This window comes from Stenotrophomonas sp. YJH_SMC_105-26 (assembly GCF_059368915.1).
Genome location: NZ_JCAFSD010000007.1, coordinates 72,245 through 89,784, shown reverse-complemented (window position 1 = coordinate 89,784; position 17,540 = coordinate 72,245). Strand labels below are relative to the sequence as shown.

General features: G+C 66.7%; 13 protein-coding genes. 12 read left to right on the top strand and 1 reads right to left on the bottom strand.

Going from position 1 to position 17,540, the window contains the following annotated elements; translation table 11 throughout:
• The first annotated feature begins 37 nt into the window (after positions 1-37).
• The 4 genes from AC5P7F_RS16080 to AC5P7F_RS16065 all read left to right on the top strand — a co-directional run bounded on the left by AC5P7F_RS16080 (position 38) and on the right by AC5P7F_RS16065 (position 4,269).
• Entirely contained in the window at positions 38-1,096 is a 1,059-nt protein-coding gene (locus tag AC5P7F_RS16080; protein WP_197641378.1) for an ABC transporter substrate-binding protein, read from the top strand.
• Between the two features lie 13 nt (positions 1,097-1,109).
• Entirely contained in the window at positions 1,110-1,943 is an 834-nt protein-coding gene (locus AC5P7F_RS16075) for an ABC transporter ATP-binding protein (RefSeq protein ID WP_481462508.1), read from the top strand.
• The gene (locus AC5P7F_RS16070) at positions 1,927-2,703 is read left to right on the top strand and encodes an ABC transporter permease (RefSeq protein WP_005409726.1); all 777 of its coding nucleotides are present in this window, start codon (positions 1,927-1,929) and stop codon (positions 2,701-2,703) included. Before AC5P7F_RS16075 ends, AC5P7F_RS16070 begins: the two co-directional genes overlap by 17 nt.
• Positions 2,704-2,835: 132 nt before the next feature.
• Positions 2,836-4,269, top strand: a complete 1,434-nt coding sequence (locus AC5P7F_RS16065) for an OprO/OprP family phosphate-selective porin (RefSeq protein WP_164076907.1) — start codon at positions 2,836-2,838, stop codon at positions 4,267-4,269.
• A gap of 25 nt (positions 4,270-4,294) precedes the next feature.
• Here the strand turns inward: AC5P7F_RS16065 and AC5P7F_RS16060 are convergent, their stop codons facing one another.
• Complete coding sequence (locus tag AC5P7F_RS16060; RefSeq protein ID WP_164076906.1) at positions 4,295-5,542, bottom strand: SLC13 family permease; 1,248 nt, start codon at positions 5,540-5,542, stop codon at positions 4,295-4,297.
• Positions 5,543-5,817: 275 nt separating this feature from the next.
• On the opposite strand from AC5P7F_RS16060, the gene AC5P7F_RS16055 reads away from it, so the two are divergent.
• The 8 genes from AC5P7F_RS16055 to xylA all read left to right on the top strand — a co-directional run bounded on the left by AC5P7F_RS16055 (position 5,818) and on the right by xylA (position 17,533).
• Positions 5,818-7,017 (top strand): serine hydrolase, encoded by a 1,200-nt coding sequence (locus AC5P7F_RS16055; protein WP_239510462.1) that lies wholly within the window; start codon positions 5,818-5,820, stop codon positions 7,015-7,017.
• Between the two features lie 106 nt (positions 7,018-7,123).
• The gene (locus AC5P7F_RS16050) at positions 7,124-7,336 is read left to right on the top strand and encodes a hypothetical protein (protein WP_046430752.1); all 213 of its coding nucleotides are present in this window, start codon (positions 7,124-7,126) and stop codon (positions 7,334-7,336) included.
• Positions 7,337-7,910: 574 nt separating this feature from the next.
• Complete coding sequence (locus AC5P7F_RS16045; protein ID WP_164076905.1) at positions 7,911-11,039, top strand: TonB-dependent receptor; 3,129 nt, start codon at positions 7,911-7,913, stop codon at positions 11,037-11,039.
• A gap of 130 nt (positions 11,040-11,169) precedes the next feature.
• Positions 11,170-11,928: a SapC family protein gene (locus tag AC5P7F_RS16040; protein WP_164076904.1), complete on the top strand. Its 759-nt coding sequence runs from the start codon at positions 11,170-11,172 to the stop codon at positions 11,926-11,928.
• 3 nt (positions 11,929-11,931) lie between these two features.
• Positions 11,932-12,954, top strand: coding sequence for a cupin-like domain-containing protein (locus tag AC5P7F_RS16035; RefSeq protein WP_164076903.1), 1,023 nt, complete (start codon positions 11,932-11,934; stop codon positions 12,952-12,954).
• 11 nt (positions 12,955-12,965) lie between these two features.
• Entirely contained in the window at positions 12,966-14,498 is a 1,533-nt protein-coding gene (locus AC5P7F_RS16030; RefSeq protein ID WP_142234755.1) for a tryptophan halogenase family protein, read from the top strand.
• 163 nt (positions 14,499-14,661) lie between these two features.
• Positions 14,662-16,155, top strand: coding sequence for a xylulokinase (gene xylB, locus AC5P7F_RS16025; protein WP_164076902.1), 1,494 nt, complete (start codon positions 14,662-14,664; stop codon positions 16,153-16,155).
• A 43-nt stretch (positions 16,156-16,198) separates the two neighbouring features.
• Positions 16,199-17,533 (top strand): xylose isomerase, encoded by a 1,335-nt coding sequence (gene xylA / locus AC5P7F_RS16020; RefSeq protein ID WP_043395866.1) that lies wholly within the window; start codon positions 16,199-16,201, stop codon positions 17,531-17,533.
• Positions 17,534-17,540 lie beyond the last annotated feature (7 nt).

The window sequence follows — 17,540 nt, the reverse complement described above, 5'->3', positions numbered from 1 at the left end:
CCATTACAACGTAGATGCTTCACTCCTGGGAGGGATGATGTACAAGCAGTTCTTCTTGGCCGCGCTGTGCGCGGCCGGTCTGGCCGCGGCCGGATGCAGCAACAGCGGGCGCAGCGAAGGCGCATCCGCCGGCGGTGGCGACAATGCACCGGTACGCATCAGCGTCGGCTCCTACAACCTCAACAACCTGCCGTTCTTCATCGCCGACGCCAAGGGGTACTTCAAGGACGTCGGCCTGCAGGTGAAGACCGAGAACTTCGCCCAGGGCGGCTCCAAGGTATTGCAGGCGCTGGTGGCCAATTCCACCGACGTGGCCGTCGGCTTCTACGACCACACCATCCAGATGCAGGCCAAGGGCAAGGACGTGGTGGCCTTCGTACTGCTCTCGCGCAACTCCGGCCTGGTGATGGCCGGCCGCGAGGATGCCACCTTCGATCCGGCGCGCCCGGAGACCATCAAGGGCCAGAAGGTCGGGATCACCGCGCCGGGCTCCTCGTCCGACTTCTTCGTCCGTCACTTCCTCGCCCAGCACGATATTCCGGCCGACAGCATCTCGTTGATCGGCGTCGGCTCGGGCGCCGCAGCGGTGGCCGCGCTGGAGCAGGGCAAGATCGACCTGCTCGTCAACTATGATCCTGCCGCCACCCTGATCACCGAGCGCAAGGTCGGCAGGATCATCGTCGACGCGCGCAGCGACGACGGCGCCCGCCAGGTCTATGGCGGCCTGTACCCGACCTCGGTGATGTACGCCAACCAGAGCTTCCTGGACACGCGACCCGAAGCGGCCGAGAAGATCGCCCGCGCCGAGCAGATGGCCTTGAAGTTCATCGCCGACAACAGTGCTGAAGACATCGTGGCCGCGCTGCCGGACAGCTACGTCTCCGGTGACCGCGCCACCTATGCCCGCGCGGTGGAGAACGCGCGCGCGATCTTCACCCGGGACGGTCACTTCACGCCTGCCGATCTGGAAACACCGCTGAAGGTGCTGCGTGAGTTCAACACGGATGTCGCCAAGGCCGATATCGATCTGTCCCGGACCTATACCAATGCCTTCGTCGAGCGTGCCAACGCTGCGGCGCCGGCTGCCCAACCGTAAGCGGAGGTAAACCATGGCCCTCAATGCCACCGTGCGCCAGTTCAATGGCGCGCCGCAGCTGGAGCCTGCACAGACCATGGTCGCCATCAACAAGGTGACCATGTCCTTCGGCGAATTCACCGCCGTACGCGATGTCGACATCCAGGTGGGTGACGGCGAGTTCCTTGCCATCGTCGGACCCACCGGCTGCGGCAAGAGCACCATCCTCAATTCCGTGGCGGGCCTGCTGAAGCCGTCGTCGGGCCAGGTCAGCATCGATGGCCGTGCCGTCAGCGGCGTGCAGGAGTCGGTCGGCTACCTGTTCCAGCAGGACGCGCTGCTGCCGTGGAAGACCGCGTACCAGAATGTTGAACTCGGCCTGCGCTTCCGTGGTGTGCCCGAGGCCGAACGCAAGGCCAAGGCCGACGCGTGGCTGGCCAAGGTCGGCCTGGCCGGCTTCGAGCATCGCTACCCGCACCAGCTGTCCGGTGGCCAGCGCAAGGGTGTGCAGATGGCCCAGGCGTTGATCGTCGAGCCAAAGGTGATCCTGATGGATGAGCCGCTCTCGGCGCTGGACATCCATACCCGCCACCTCATGCAGAACGAGCTGCTGAGGTTGTGGCAGGAAGACCGGCGCTCGGTGATCCTGATCACCCACGATCTGGAAGAAGCGATCGCCCTGGGCGACCGCGTGGTGGTGCTGTCCTCCGGCCCGGCCAGCCGCGTGGTGCGCAGTTTCGATGTGGATCTGGAACGGCCGAGGAACGTGGCCGAAATCAAGCTGGATGACCGTTTCACCGACCTGTACCGCGACATCTGGGCCTGCCTGCGCGGCGAAGTGGAGAAGAGCTATGCACGCCAAGACTGACAAGTTCATCCAGCTCGCGCTGGTGGTCGCCGTGTTCGGTGGCTGGGAAGGCGGCATCGCGCTGGGCGTGATCGATCCGTTCTTCTTCCCATCGCCAACCGCCATCGTGCAGCAGGCCTGGACCTGGCTGTCCGATACGTCGTTCTATCAGCATGTCTACATCACGCTGACCGAAACCGCGCTGGGCTACATCATCGGCACCGGCCTGGGTGTGGCCGGCGGCGTCTGGCTCGGCCTGAGCCGCCGCTCGGCACGCATCCTCGATCCCTTCATCAAGGGCTTCAACGCGATTCCGCGCGTGGTGCTGGCGCCGATTTTCGTGCTGTGGCTGGGCCTGGGGCTGTGGTCGAAGGTGGCGCTGGCGGTCACGCTGGTGTTCTTCACCACGTTCTTCAATGCCATGCAGGGCGTGCGCGAGGTGAATCCGGTGGTGCTGGCCAATGCCCGCATCCTGGGGGCGAGCCGCAGTGACCTGCTGCGCCATGTCTACTTCCCCGCAGCGGCGAGCTGGATCCTGTCTTCGCTGCGTACTTCGGTCGGCTTTGCCGTGGTCGGTGCGATCATCGGCGAATACCTCGGCGCCTCGGCGGGGCTGGGCTACCTGATCGCGCAGGCAGAAGGCAACTTCAACGCTGTGGGCGTGTTCGCCGGCATCATCATCCTGGCCGCCTTCGTGCTGGTCATCGACGCGCTGCTGGACGTGGTCGAGAACAAGCTGATCACCTGGCGTCCCAACGCCCAGGCACAGGCCACCAGCTGACCCGGACGGGCTGAGCCCGCCTGCCGCGCCGCCGGGCCGATCCGGCGGCGCGCGCTTCCTTCCCCGATCTTCCCCCGCACCACCGCAACGGGCCAGCGCCAGGCCAGGGGGCCGGCTGGCCGGAGAGAGCCCATGAACCATTCCAACGTGCTGCCGCTGGCAGCGCTGTCGGTCGCGCTCGGCCTGCTGTTGGCCAGTGGCCATGCCGACGCACAGTCCACGTCGTCGCTGCCCGCGCCGCTGAGCCAGGCCGAGCTGTCACGCCTGGTGCAGCAGCAGGCACTGCAGATCCAGCAACTGGAAGCACGCCTCCGCGCCGTCGAGGGCGGGCAGGGCAGTGCGAGGGCACCGTCAACGCCGCCCGCGCCTGCGCTGGAAACGCGGGTGGCCGCACTGGAAACCAGCCAGTCCAGGCTGCCGAAGGTCTCCTGGGCCAAGGGTGCACCGGAGTTCAGCAGTGCCGACGGCACGACGGTGTTCCGCCCCCGTGGCCGCCTGTTCGTCGATGCCTCGAGCACCGACGGTTCGGCGGTCGCCGACCGCAACGTTTCGGGTACCGAGATCCGTTCGGTGCGCCTGGGGGCCGAGGGGCGCTACGGCACCCTGGGCTGGGTCGTCGAGGGCGACTTCGCCGACAACGCGGTGGCGTGGAAGTCGGTCTACGCCACGCTGGACCACACGCTGTTCGGCCTGCCGGCCGATCTCACGATCGGCAACCGCTTGAACGATCGCGGTATCGATGGCTCAAGCAGCACGTCCAACACGCCGTTCCAGGAACGCAACGTGGTCGGCACGCTGCTGCTGCCGCAGCGCGGCCTGTTTGGTATCGGGCTCACCGAGCGGGTGTATGGAAGGGGCTGGCATGCCAGCCTGTCGGTGGCCGGCAACGACCTCAACAACGCCGGCACCGACAACGACAGCCAGACCTGGGCCACCCGCGTCCACTGGAATCCGCTGGACACCGCCGACGCCACGGTGCATCTGGGCGCATGGGCCTTCCACGAGAAGATTCCCGCCGGGGCCAGCGGCGTGGTGCGCAGTTCGGCCATCGCGGGGCATTTCAACGATCTGGTCAGGATCACACCGGGCACGCTGGTGGGCGCCGAGCGCAGCACCGCCTACGGCGCGGAACTGGCCGGCTTCTTCGGCCCGGCGTGGGCAACCGGCGAGTGGGGTACGCGAAGCCTGCGCGGGGCCGATGCCAGCGGGCGCTATGATCGCGACCACGAAGCGTGGGCGATCTCGGCCGGCTGGTTCCTGGCGGGCGCGCTGCCGTCCTACTCGGGCAAGGCCGGCACGTGGGGCAAGGTGAAGGTGGCCGATCCGGTGACGCGCGGCGGCAGCGGTGCGTGGGAGCTGAAGGGCCGCTATGAGGACGTGGACTATGCCGAACTGCCCAGTGGTGGTACCGCTCACGCGTGGACACTGGGCGCGAACTGGTACCTCAACGATTTCAGCCGGGTGATGTTCGAAGCCGTGCGTTGGCAGACCCGCCACCGCAGCGGCAGTGCTGCGGGCAGGGATGAAGGCACCACCTTCAATACCCGTCTGCAGCTGGTCTTCTAGGGCCGGGCCGCCGCCTGCATTCTGGTCACAGCAGCAACAACGCAGCGATGAGTGCAGGCGGCATCACCAGCGCGCCGACGCGCAGGAAGCCGAGCGCGCTGACATGCTCGCCCTCGCGGCGCAGCGCCACCAGCCACAGCATCGTGGCCAGCGAGCCGGTCACCGACAGGTTCGGGCCCAGGTCCACGCCGATCAGCAGTACGGCACGGGTCTGTGCGGGCAGTTCAGCCATCTGGCCCAGCGAACCGGCGGCCAGGCCGACCGGCAGGTTGTTGGCTACGTTGCTCAGCAGTGCAGAGGCGCCACCGGCCAGCCAGCTGGCCTGGTGGGGAGAAGCCTGCGCCATGGCCTGCAGCGCGCTTGCCGCAGTCTGGATGACGCCGGTCTGCGCCACCGCCTCCACCAGCACGAACAGACCGGCCACCAGCGGCAGCACGCCCCAGGCGACATGCCGCAGCAGCGGCAGCGGGCTATGGCGCTGGCGTATCACCACGACCGCCACGCTCAGCGCGCCGGCGCAGAACGTGGCCAGGCCCAGCGGTCCGTTCAGCGCGGACGTCACCAGCAGTACGCTGCCGGTGAACAGCACGCCCAATGCACTCAGTCGGCCACCCTCGGTCAGCGGGCGATGTTCCGGTGCGGCGACCAGCGGCTGCGCGATTTCGCGCCGGTGTACCCAGCGCAGCACCAGGTAGGTGGCACCGATCGCCGCCGCCGACGGCAGCGCGAACTGCGCCAGCCACTGCAGCAGTGGCGGCATGTGCTGGCCGTACACCACCAGGTTGGCCGGGTTGGAGATGGGCAGCACGAAGCTGGCCGCATTGGCAATGAAGGCGCAGACGAACAGGTAGGGCAGGGGATTGGCGCGCGCCGCCTTGCAGGCCGCGTAGACCGCCGGTGTCAGCACCACGGCCGTTGCATCGTTGGACAGGAACACCGTCACCAGCGTGCCGACCAGGAACACCAGGTCGAACAGGCGTCGCCCCGATCCGCCCGCATGCCGCACCGCGTACAACGCCAGCCAATCGAACAGGCCTTCGCGCCGCGCCAGTTCGGCCAGCACCATCATGCCGACCAGGAACAGGTAGACGTCGCGGCCTTCGGCTACCGCGCCCCATGCGGTCTGCAGCGATACCGCGCCCAGCAGCGGCAACAGGGCGGCAGCGCCCAGCGCCCACACATACTCGGGGATGCGGAAGGGACGGAACAGCAGGCCGATGGTGGCAACGGCGACCGCTGCCCAGATCACGAGGGGGGAATGGGGGGCAAGCATGGAGTGGGGGCTTCAGCGGCACCGGCAGCGACCCCGGCGCAGGTGCTCCTGGCGCACGCGATCAGCGGATGGGCGGCCGCTGCAATCATCGCAGGTTCCGGGATCGCCGCATCATACCGTGCGCACTGGCATGGCGACTGCTGGGGGGCCGGGCGGGTTAGTGACGAACCCGGCGTCCAGTGCGGATGGGCAATCAAGCGCGGCATGACTTCAGGCACTGCGGTGTGACTACATGTGTAGTCACACTGCACGCACACTCACTGGAAGAGAACGCAATGCCAACGTCCTGCTGGTTGTCCTGCGCCCTGGCCCTCGTGATCGGCATCGCGGGGCCCACCCATGCGACGCCGCCTGCCGACGCCCTCGCCACGATCGAGCGCAACGCGCGTGCTTCGCATACCGATGCGGTGCTCGTGATGCACGACCGGGACACGCTGCTTGAGCTGAAGCCCGCCCCAGCGCAGGAATCCGTGCACCTGATGTCGGCAACCAAGTCCGTCGTCGCGCTGGGCATTGCGTTGCTGCTGGACGAAGGAAAGCTGGCTTCGATCGACGTACCGGTCAGCCAGATCTATCCGGAATGGAAACAGGGCAGGAAGAGCCGCATCACCGTGCGCATGCTGCTGGACCACACCTCGGGCCTGCAGAACGTGGCCAACGCGGGCGCCGAACTGGAAGGGGCCCCGGACCTGGTCAAACTGGCACTGGCAGCCGAGCTGAGTGACGACCCGGGCGCCGTGTTTTCCTACAACAACAAGGCCACCAACCTGCTGCCCGGCATTGTCGAGCGCCTGGCGGGCGAGCCGCTGGATGCCTACCTGGATGCGCGCCTGTTCAAGCCGCTGGGCATTGCCCACCACGCCTGGATGAAGGATGAGGCAGGCACTCCGCTGGGAATGGCGGGCCTGTCCCTGCGTGCCGCCGATCTTGCCGCCATCGGGCAACTGTTGCTGGATGGAGGCGTGGCGCCGGATGGCAAACGACTGTTGAGTGAACGGTCAGTGGCATTGATCACTGCTGAAAGTGCCCGTTCGCCTGACGTGGGCCTGTTGTGGTGGCGGATACCAGCGTGGGAACGCTATCAGCTCAAACCCCGGCTGGATGACCTGCTGGCCGGGCACGGCGTTGACGATGACGTGCGCCGCGCCGTGCAGGCCAGCGCGGGGCGCACGTTCGACAGCCGGGGGCAGTTGATCGCATTCCTCACCGAACGGTTGGGTGCGGACGGGCCGCAGCGTTACGCCAGCCAGATCGCCGCGCGCGGCCTGAAGCTCGCCGATCTCTACGACATCACACGGGGACCGGTCGTCGGCTTTGCCGCCAACGGCTACCTGGGCCAATACCTGATGATCGTTCCGGAACAACGCGTCGTCGCAGTGCGCCTGATCCATCGGCGCGAGAGCCACCGCGCCCCACAGGACGACTACGCGTCCTTCTTCGCCGATGTCCTGCAATTGGCGCGGGCACTGCAGTAGGTGCTGCCGTCATCATGTCCACGCGCTCTGAACAACTTCCTGGAGCCTTCTTCACTGTCGTGCCGCCTAAGGTGGGATGACCCCTTGGCCGCCGGGATACTGAAGCATGTTTGATTACCAGGACTGGACCTTCCACGCCAATGGGCGCACGGTGGTGGCGCGCGTGGCGCTGGACGGCGACGGGGGCGGCACCATCAACCGATACCAGCTGATGCCCGGGCCGGCGCAGTCGGGGCTGTGCATCAAGGTCGCCTCCCAGGACGAGGCCGCGCAGAAACTGGAGGCCGAAGTGATGAAGCTGCTGGGACCGGAGTGGTAGCCCCTGCGTAGCGCCACGGTGAGCGGCTCATCTGCTCCGTCCACGATCACGGCGTTGGCGGCGAAAACGGCGGAGCCGGACGGAACGAGTACGGCGAGCCGACTGCGGCGGCGATGCGCTGGAGAGCGTTCACGGTGCGTTCCTTTCTGGATGACCCGCAGGCGCGGGCATCTTTCCTGCGGCGGGTGAGCGGTGACCGGATGCAGCGGCAGCCCGGTCATCGGTAGCGGGGTGATTCCAGCGCCGCTACGCGCGCTGCCGATTTGCTGCGCTGCATGGTGACAAGCGCGAACCCGGGTGATTACTCTCCGCTGCAACGCGATGGTAGCGCTACCAGTCGGACGGGGATCCAGGGTCCAGGGGCTGCCTTCTTTGCCGCGTGTTTGTCCTGGCAGGCTTGAAAAGCAAGTGTAAGTCGCGGCGTGCTCCAGCAGCCGTGCTGTTCGGTTTGGAATGCGGGCCACGCCCGTGCGTGCCCCTGGGAGGGGGCGGTACATCCATTCGATCGTATGTCAGAGGGGACTTTCATGAGCACTTGCAGTTTCCGTGGCACCCCGGGCCCGAGGTCCGGTTCATGAGCCGCGCGTTGGCGAAGTTCCGGTCCCGGGCCATGTTCACCTTCGTGGGTGGCGCCCTGGTCATCAATCCTGCGTTTGCGCAGGACGCAGCACCGGCGACCGGGCAGCAGCCGCAGAGCCAGTCGCAGCCGACCCAGCTCGATGCAGTGCAGGTCACGGGCATACGCAACAGCCTGAGCCAGGCCATGGACATCAAGCGCGACTCGGCGGGCGTGGTCGACGCGATCAGCGCCGAGGACATCGGCAAGTTCCCCGATACCAATCTTGCCGAGTCGTTGCAGCGCATCACCGGCATCTCCATCGAGCGCCGTGACGGCGAGGGCGCGCAGGTGACCGCGCGTGGCTTTGGTCCGCAGTTCAACATGGTCACGCTCAATGGTCGCCAGATGCCCGGCGCCGATGCATTCGGTGCCTCCGGGCAGGTGGCCATCGGCGGTGTCGACGGCGGCACTCGCGCCTTCAATTTCGCGCAGCTGGCCGCCGAGGCCATCAATGGCATCGAGGTCTACAAGACCAGCCAGGCACAGGTGCCCAGCGGTGGCATCGGCGCGACGATCAACATCCTGACCTCGCGCCCGCTCGACCACGCCGGCATCGTGGCCAATGCCGGGGCAAAGCTGGTCTCCGACCAGAGCCAGCCGTTCGACAACGACCTGACGCCGGAGCTGTCGGGCATCTTCAGTTACAGCAATCCGGAAAAGACCTTTGGCGTCAGCCTCAGCGCGAGCCAGCAGAAGCGCAAGGGCGGCTCGGTGCAGGCCACGGAGAACTACTGGAACGTGCAGCCCTGGACGGGGTCGATGCCGGGCAACCCGACCGTGGTGAACGCCCCGGCCGTCGGCCAGCTCTATGCGCGGCCCAACGACCTGCGCTACGCGTTCTCCGAATTCGAGCGCGAGCGAGTCAATGGGCAGGCCGTGCTGCAGTTCGCACCGACGGACAGCCTGACCCTGACGATGGATTACACCTACTCGACCAACGAGATCACCGAGAATCGTGGCGAGCAGGGCATGTGGCTGCAGAACAGCAACTACACCAATGTCCAGTTCGACACCTCCGGTGCGGTCGCCACCCCGGTCTACATCCGCGAGATCGCCGGCACCAAGGACTTCGGGCTGGAACAGCAGCGCAGCATGCAGGAGTACAAGCTGGGCTCGCTGGGCTTCAACGCGGTCTGGAATGTCAGCGACCGTTTCAAGCTCAGCTTCGATGCGCACAATTCGAAGAATGAAAGCCGCCCCAATGACCCACTGACCGGCGGCGGCTCCATCTTCATGAGCATTGCCGGCACCAACAACTGCACCCGTGGCCCGCATTGCGGTGGCTCCTGGGTACAGGAGTTGAACTTCAACAATGGCCTGCCGGTCGGCACCCAGGTCTGGTATCCCAGTACTGCCGATGCGATCGCCGGGACCAATGGCGTGGTCAACCCGGGCTTCCAGGAAGGCGAGATCGGCACCCAGGTGCTGCGCGTCAACGCGCAGACCCAGATCAGCAAGATCAAGCAGGCGCGTGTCGACGGCGAATGGAACTTCGACCACGGCCGCTTCCAGTTCGGCGTGGATACGAACAAGTCCACCACCCACCGCATCCAGGCCGCCGAGGCCTATTCGACACTGGGCGACTGGGGCGTGGCCAACGTGGACCGGGATACCGCCGCCGGCCTGATGGACCTGCTGCAGCCGGTCAGCATCGTCGGCCTGTTCGATGACTACAGTGCCAACAGCTGGCCGGCCTGGCGCGGCAATGCCGGGCAGCTCGCGCAATGGGCGTCGCGCGAGTACGGCGTCGGCCTGGGCGTGGATCCGCAACGCGCAGCCGACAACTTCGTGGAAGAGAAGACCAAGGCGGCGTACTTCCAGGTGGAGCTGGACGGGGAGCTGGGCGGCATGCGCACCAATACCCGCCTGGGCGTGCGCTATGAAACCACCGACGTGGTGTCGACCTCGGTCATTGCCGTTCCCGAGTCCATCGAGTGGCAGGCCAACAACGATTTCCGCATCGTGCTGTCCGACGAGCAGCAGCCCTTCACCGAGAAGGCCAGGTACAGCTACATCCTGCCCAACCTTGATTTCAGCATCGACCTCACCGAGGAACTGAAGGGCCGCGTTTCGTTCGGCAAGAGCATTGCCCGAGCGCCGTACGGCAACCTGTATGCAGGGCCCGGTGCCCAGCAGCCGTTCGGCTCGGTGCTGATCGATCCCTCGTCGCGCGCCAGCGGCAATTCGCAGAACCCGAGCTTGAAGCCGCTGGAATCGGACAACCTCGACCTGGGGCTGGAGTGGTACTTCGCCGACGCCAGCTATGTGTCATTGACCTACTGGAACAAGTCGGTCAGCAACTTCATCGGCAACACGGTCGTCCAGGAAAGCCTGTACGGCCTCACCGACCCGACCTCCGGGCCGGATGCGCGGGCGGCGTTGGACTTCCTGACCAGCGGCGCCTGCGTGGCCCAGGTCGGGCCGGCCAATGCGGCCGCCTGCTCAGCCAACGACACCTCGCTGTTCACCGCACTGGCGCTGCTGCGCAACAATCCAGCTGGCCTGGGCGCCTACAACGGCACCGATGCGCAGGTACTGGCCACCGAAGCGGCCTACGATCTGTATGGGCAGGCCAACGACCCGCTGTACCAGTTCAACGTCAATCGCCCGATCAACCAGAACAAGTCCAAGCTGCATGGCTGGGAACTGGGCGGCCAGTACTTCTTCGGTGACACCGGCTTCGGCGTGCTGGCCAACTACACCGTGGTCAAAGGTGATGTCGGCTACAACAATGGCGGCGATCCGGGTATCGACCAGTTCTCGCTCACCGGCCTGAGCGACACTGCCAACGCCATGCTGATGTACGAGAAGTACGGGTGGTCGGTGCGCCTGGCATGGAACTGGCGCGACCAGTACCTGATCCTGGCCAACCAGGGTTCCAGCCGCAATCCGTACTACGTGGAGCCGTACGAGCAGTGGGATCTCAGCGTCAACTACGCGCTGGATGACCACTGGTCCTTCAGCCTGGAGGCGATCAACCTGACCGGCGAGGATGTGCGGTGGCGCTCGCGCACCTCGCAGATGATCGTCAAGCTGGCAGACCAGAGCCCGCGCTACATGCTGGGCGTCCGTTACAAGTTCTGAGCCTGGTTGCCGATGCGCCCGGCACGGTACCGCTGCCCGCCAGCGGTGCCGTGCCGGGACGGTGTCGCCGCACCTGCCGCGCCTGCGCTACCCTGCTGGCCAGCCACCCCGCACTGGACTGGATACCTCGATGGCCCGCTATGAAATGCTCAACAACATCGCGCATCGGGACCTGAAGGTCGCCATCGGATTCGGGCCGCAGTTCGGCGATGCGGTGGGCATGGTGCCGGCCTATCCCAGCGAGTTCGCCGAACTGCAGCGCGAATATCCGATCTTCCTGCGCCGGGAGGCCGGGACCGGGGCGTGGCAGTCGGTGGCCCTGCTGGGTTTCGAGCAGCACGAGAACCTGTACCTGCAGGACGGACGCTGGAATGCCTCCTACCTGCCCGGCGCGGCCGCAAAAGGGCCGTTCCTGATCGGCTTCCAGGAGCACTACGTGGACGGCCTGCTCACCCAGGACGCGGTGATGCACGTCGACCTGGACCATCCGCGTGTCACCTCCGGCGCCGGTGAGCCGGTGTTCCTGCCGCAGGGTGGAAACACGCCTTACCTGGACCACATCGCCGGCGTGCTGCGCGGCATCCACGAGGGCAGTGCCTTTGCGGCCAGTATGTTCACAATGCTCGACGACTGTGGGCTCATCCAGCCGGTCACGCTTGATGTGCAGCTCGCGCCGCATCACCGCGTGGGCGTGAGCGGATTGCACGGCATCGACCGCGAGCGACTGGCGGCGCTGGACAGTTCACGCCTGGCGGCGTTGAACCGCGCCGGTTACCTGGAAGGTGCGTACCTGATGCTTGCGTCGCTGCATAACATGCGCCGCCTGATCGCCGAGAAGCAGCGCCGTCTCCGCGTCCAGGACGGCACCGCGCAGGCGGTCAGGAACTGACCGGTGCAAGCCCGCCTGCCGATACGGAGCCTGGAAGGCATCGATCCTGCTGCCTTGCCATTGGCCGCCCTGGTGGAGGCCGGTGAGCCGGTCGTACTGCGCGGCATCGCCAGCGGTTGGCCACTGGTCCAGGCCGGACTGGGTGGCGTGCGTGACGCGATGGCGTACCTGTGCAGCGTCGATGCGGGTGCGCCCATCCAGTACTCGTTCGGCGGCGCCGAGATCGTGGGCCGCCCGTTCTACAGCGCGGACTTCACCCGGCTGAATTTCGAAGTGCGGCGTGGCGTGCTCGCCCAGGTGCTGGAAGAGATCGCCGCGGCGCTGCATGCGCCGCGGCCGCCAACCTATTACGTCGCCTCGCTGCCGATCACGCGGGCACTGCTGCCGGCATTCGCGCAGGCCAACGACGCCGGGCTGGCGAAGCAGGGCATCGATGCCGCCGCCAGCATCTGGATCGGCAACCGGGTGACGGCCTCGTGCCATTTCGACACACCCGACAACCTCGCCTGCTGTGCGGTGGGGCAGCGCGAGTTCACGCTGTTCCCGCCCGCCCAGGTCGACAACCTGTATCCGGGCCCGCTCGATCCCACGCCGGGCGGACAGGTGGTCAGCGTGGTGGACTTCGAGCGCCCCGACTTCGATCGGCATCCACGCTTCCGCGAGGCGCTGGCGCATGCACGCGGGGCGGTACTTGGGCCCGGCGATGCGATCTTCATTCCCAGCATGTGGTGGCACCATGTACGCAGCCTGGAACCGTTCAACGTGCTGGTGAACTACTGGTGGCGAAGCTCGCCGGCCTGGCTGGGGTCGCCGCTGGCGGCGCTGCAGCACGCGATGTGGTCCGTGCGCGACCTGCCAGCGCGTGAGAAGCAGGCCTGGGAAGGGCTCTTCCGTTACTACGTATTCGGCCCCGGCGAGCGCGCCGGTCAGCACCTGCCTGAGACGGCGCGCGGGGATCTGGCACCGTTCGACGAGCAGCGCGCCCGCCGCATGCGCGCGATGCTGCTGGGCAGGCTCAACCGTTGAGAGAGGGCACCGTGTTGGATACCCAGAGCACGCCTGCAGGGCGCATCCGCAAGGTGGTCATTGCCGGTGGCGGTACGGCGGGATGGCTGGCCGGCTGCGCGCTGGCGCATCAGTTCCGTGACCAGCTGCAGATCACGCTGGTCGAGTCCGAGCAGATCGGCACGGTCGGCGTCGGTGAGTCCACCGTGCCGCCGATCCGCACCTTCCATCGCTTCCTGCAGATTGACGAGCAGGAGTTCCTGCGCGCGGTGGCCGGCACCTTCAAGCTGTCGATCTCGTTCGAGAACTGGCGCCTGCCGGGGGATCGCTTCTTCCATCCGTTCGGCACCATCGGCCACGGCACCTGGGCGGCACCCTTCCATCACTTCTGGCTGGACAGCCTGCGCCGCGGCATGCCCTCGGAGCTGGGCGACTTCAGCCTGGAGAGCATCGCATCGCATGGCGACCGCTTCTCGCTGCACACCCAGCCGCAGGCCAGCTATGCGTATCATTTCGATGCCAGCCTGTATGCGCGGTTCCTGCGCCGCAGGGCCGAGGCCCACGGCCTGCGCCGGATCGAAGGCAGGATCGCCCAGGTCAGGCAGCACGCGCACGACGGTTCGGTGCAGGCGCTGGTACTGGACGACGGCCAGGTGATCGAGGGCGACCTGTTCATCGACTGCACCGGCTTCCGTGGCCTGCTGATCGAGCAGACGCTGGGCACCGGCTACGAGGACTGGCACGAATGGCTGCCGTGCGACCGCGCCGTGGCGGTGCAGACCGAAGCGGTGGCGCCGCCGGTGCCCTATACCCGGGCGATCGCCCACGAAGCGGGGTGGCGCTGGCACATCGCGCTGCAGCACCGCGTTGGCTGCGGGCTGGTGTATGACAGCCGCCACCTGTCCGATGACGAGGCCGCAGCGAAGCTGCTGCGCGATGCCGGGGCTCCACCTTTGCGCGATCCATGGAAGGTGCCGTTCCGCAGCGGGCGCCGGCTGAAGGCCTGGAACAGGAACGTGGTGTCGCTCGGGCTGGCCAGCGGCTTCATCGAACCGCTGGAGTCGACCAGCATCCATCTGACGATCAGCGCGGTAGTGCGCCTGATCCAGCTGTTCCCGTTCGACGGCATCAGTGCGTCGCTGGTGAAGCTGTACAACGATGTCAGCTGCCAGGAAATGGAGCACGTGCGCGACTTCATCATCCTGCACTACCACGCAACCCAGCGCACCGAACCGATGTGGAAGGCGTGTCGCGAAATGCGCGTGCCCGAATCGCTGCAGCAGCGGCTGAGCGCGTGGCGCGAGCGTGCACATGCGTGGCAGGACCCCGGCGAGGTTTTCCGCGTGGAATCCTGGACCAGCGTGCTGCTCGGGCAGGGCATCGCGCCCGGTCCCGCCCACCCGCTGGCGCGGGCCGTGAGCGACGCCGATCTGCGCACCCTGTTGAAGGGCATCCAGCAGCCCGTGCAGCAGGCTGCCGCGCAGATGCCGGCGCAGGCGGAGTTCATCGCGCAGTACTGCAGGTCCGGCGTGGACGTGTGGCGTTCGACGGCAGCAAGCGCGTAACAGGGTTTTGCGTTGCAGCACGCTTTTTCCGCTGCAGCTGGTTACAGTGCGGCAACACCGCTGGCGATGACGCGCGCGGTGGCAACGAGGGGGCCGGACACCACGCCCCCTTTTTGAGTCCACGGAATGTTAGCGCTACCTTTTTTGATCGGAGGCGGTTTCGATGGGTCTGGTTGCAGGGATCGATGCAGGGACGCAGAGCCTGAAGGTGCTGGTCTATGACCCGCGGACGCAGGTGGTGGTGGCCTCGGCCAGCGTGCCGCTCGCGCTGGACAGCGGTGCCGACGGCAGCCGTGAACAGGCGCCTGCCGACTGGGTGTCGGCCCTGCGCGACTGCTTTGCCAGGATCGACCCCTCGCTGCGCGCTCGCATCGTCGCACTGGCGGTATCGGGGCAGCAGCATGGGTTCGTGCCGGTTGATGATGCCGGCGAGGTACTGGCGCCGGCCAAGCTGTGGTGCGACACCAGCACCTCGGCCGAATGCATCCAGATCATGGACGCCGTGGGCGGGTTCCAACGGACCATCGCGCTGGCGGGCAACCCGATCCTGGCCGGCTACGCAGCGTCCAAGCTGCCCTGGACCCGGATCCACCGTGCCGACGCCTATGCGCGGCTGGCGACCATCCTGCTGCCACACGACTACCTGAATTTCGTGTTGACCGGGCAGCGGTTCTGCGAGCTTGGCGATGCGTCCGGAACCGGCTGGCTGGACGTGCGCACACGCACCTGGTCGCAGGAACTGCTGCGCGCCACCGATCCTGATCGTGATCTTGCCGCCTGCCTGCCGCCGATCGCAGCACCCGATGCCCTGTTTGATATCGCGCCGAGGGCCGCGGCCGCGCTCGGGCTTGCAGCGGCGGTGAAGGTGGCCGTTGGCGGCGGCGACAACATGATGGCGGCGATCGGCACCGGCTGCGTCACGGAAGGTCGGCTGGCGATGAGCCTGGGAACCTCCGGAACGCTGTTTGCGTATTCCGGCTCGCCAATGATCGATCCGGACGGCGCGTGGGCGGCGTTCTGCTCGTCCACCGGTGGCTGGCTGCCGCTGATCTGCACCATGAACTGCACCGTAGCCACCGAACGCGTGGCCAGCGCCTTCGGTTTCAGCACCCGCGACGGCGATGCGCACCTCCACGCGACGCCGCCGGGCGCAGGGGGGGTGGTGATGCTGCCGTTCCTCAATGGCGAACGTACCCCCGACCTGCCGCTCGGCAAGGGCGTGCTGGCAGGCCTGGACATCGCCAATTTCACCCCGGCGCACCTCTACCGCGCCGCCATGGAGGGCGCGACCTACAGCCTGAAGTACGGCTACGACGCCTTCGTCCGCGCGGGCATGCAGTTCGATCGCATCGTGCTCACCGGCGGCGGCAGCAACAGCGCGGCCTGGCGTCAGCTGGTGGCTGATGTGTTCGGCCTGCCGGTGGACGTCCCGGTGCAGGCCGAAGGCGCGGCGTTTGGTGCGGCACTGCAGGCGCTGTGGGCGCTCGCCCGGGCGCAGGGAGACGCCACCTCGATCAGCGACATCACCGCGCGCCACGTCACCGTCGATCCGGCGCTGTCCGCACGGCCGGATCCGGCCCGCAGCGCTGCCTATGCACGGGCCTACGCACGCTTCCTCAGCCATCTTGATGCCATCACGCCGCTGCAGCGCGGCTGATGGCTCCTCCACGACACCTCGTACAACGACAGGAGCACGCACCATGAGCACGCAGCCCTTCATCGGCGCCAAGGAGTACTTCCCCGGCGTCGGCCGCATTCCGTTCGAGGGCAAGGGCTCGGACAATCCGCTTGCCTTCAAGGTCTACGATGCAAACCGGGTCATCGGTGGCAAGACCATGCAGGAGCATCTGCGCTTCGCCGTGTGCTACTGGCACACCTTCTGCAATGCCGGGCACGATCCGTTCGGCCCGGGTACCCGGCAGTTCCCGTGGGAGGCAGCCTCGCCACTGGCCACGGCCGAAGCGAAGGTGGACGCGGCGTTCGAGTTCTTCACCAAGCTGGGCGTGCCGTACTGGTGCTTCCACGATATCGACCTGGCGCCGGATGCCGACGACATCGGCCAGTACCAGAAGAACCTCTCGCACATGGTGGCCCTGGCCAAGGCGCGCCAGGAAGCCACCGGCGTCAAGCTGCTGTGGGGCACGGCCAACCTGTTCTCGCACCCGCGTTACATGAACGGCGCATCGACCAACCCCGACTTCGCGGTGGTCGCGCGCGCAGCGGTGCAGGTCAAGGCCGCGCTGGAGGCCACGGTCGAACTCGGCGGCGAGCACTACGTGTTCTGGGGCGGACGCGAAGGTTATGCGTCGCTGGCCAATACCCAGATGAAGCGCGAGATCGAACATTTCGCGCGCTTCCTCACCATGGCCCGCGACTACGGCCGCAGCATCGGCCTGAAGGGCAACTTCCTGATCGAGCCCAAGCCGATGGAGCCGATGAAGCACCAGTATGACTTCGACAGTGCCACGGTGGTGGGGTTCCTGAAGGAGCATGGGCTGGACAAGGACTTCAAGCTCAACATCGAAGCCAACCACGCCACGTTGTCCGGGCACACCTTCGAGCACGACCTGCAGGTTGCGTCCGACCATGGCCTGCTCGGCAGCATTGATGCCAATCGCGGCAACGCGCAGAACGGCTGGGACACCGACCAGTTCCCCAGCGATCTGTACGACACGGTGGGTGCGATGCTGGTCGTGCTGCGTCAGGGCGGGCTGGAGGGCGGGTTGAACTTCGATGCCAAAGTGCGCCGTGAGTCGACCGACCTTGAGGATCTGTTCATTGCCCATATCGGCGGCATGGATGCGTTCGCACGCGGGCTGGAGGTTGCCCATGCACTGCTGACCGAGTCGCCCTGGGAGCAATGGCGCAAGGAGCGCTACGCGAGTTTCGACAGCGGCGCCGGCCAGGAGTTCGAGCGTGGCACGCTCAGCCTGCCGGACCTGGCGGGCCTGGCCGCCCGCCTCGGCGAACCGCACCAGGCCAGCGGCAAGCAGGAGCGTTACGAAAACCTGCTCAACCAGTACCTGCTGCGCTGAGCGCGGC

Bases quoted from the DNA above. Each gene is read 5' to 3' on its own strand.
- AC5P7F_RS16080 (WP_197641378.1), top strand. From the start codon at position 38: ATGTACAAGCAGTTCTTCTTGGCCGCGCTGTGCGCGGCCGGTCTGGCC.
- AC5P7F_RS16075 (WP_481462508.1), top strand. From the start codon at position 1,110: ATGGCCCTCAATGCCACCGTGCGCCAGTTCAATGGCGCGCCGCAGCTG.
- AC5P7F_RS16070 (WP_005409726.1), top strand. From the start codon at position 1,927: ATGCACGCCAAGACTGACAAGTTCATCCAGCTCGCGCTGGTGGTCGCC.
- AC5P7F_RS16065 (WP_164076907.1), top strand. From the start codon at position 2,836: ATGAACCATTCCAACGTGCTGCCGCTGGCAGCGCTGTCGGTCGCGCTC.
- AC5P7F_RS16060 (WP_164076906.1), bottom strand. From the start codon at position 5,542: ATGCTTGCCCCCCATTCCCCCCTCGTGATCTGGGCAGCGGTCGCCGTT.
- AC5P7F_RS16055 (WP_239510462.1), top strand. From the start codon at position 5,818: ATGCCAACGTCCTGCTGGTTGTCCTGCGCCCTGGCCCTCGTGATCGGC.
- AC5P7F_RS16050 (WP_046430752.1), top strand. From the start codon at position 7,124: ATGTTTGATTACCAGGACTGGACCTTCCACGCCAATGGGCGCACGGTG.
- AC5P7F_RS16045 (WP_164076905.1), top strand. From the start codon at position 7,911: ATGAGCCGCGCGTTGGCGAAGTTCCGGTCCCGGGCCATGTTCACCTTC.
- AC5P7F_RS16040 (WP_164076904.1), top strand. From the start codon at position 11,170: ATGGCCCGCTATGAAATGCTCAACAACATCGCGCATCGGGACCTGAAG.
- xylB (WP_164076902.1), top strand. From the start codon at position 14,662: ATGGGTCTGGTTGCAGGGATCGATGCAGGGACGCAGAGCCTGAAGGTG.
- xylA (WP_043395866.1), top strand. From the start codon at position 16,199: ATGAGCACGCAGCCCTTCATCGGCGCCAAGGAGTACTTCCCCGGCGTC.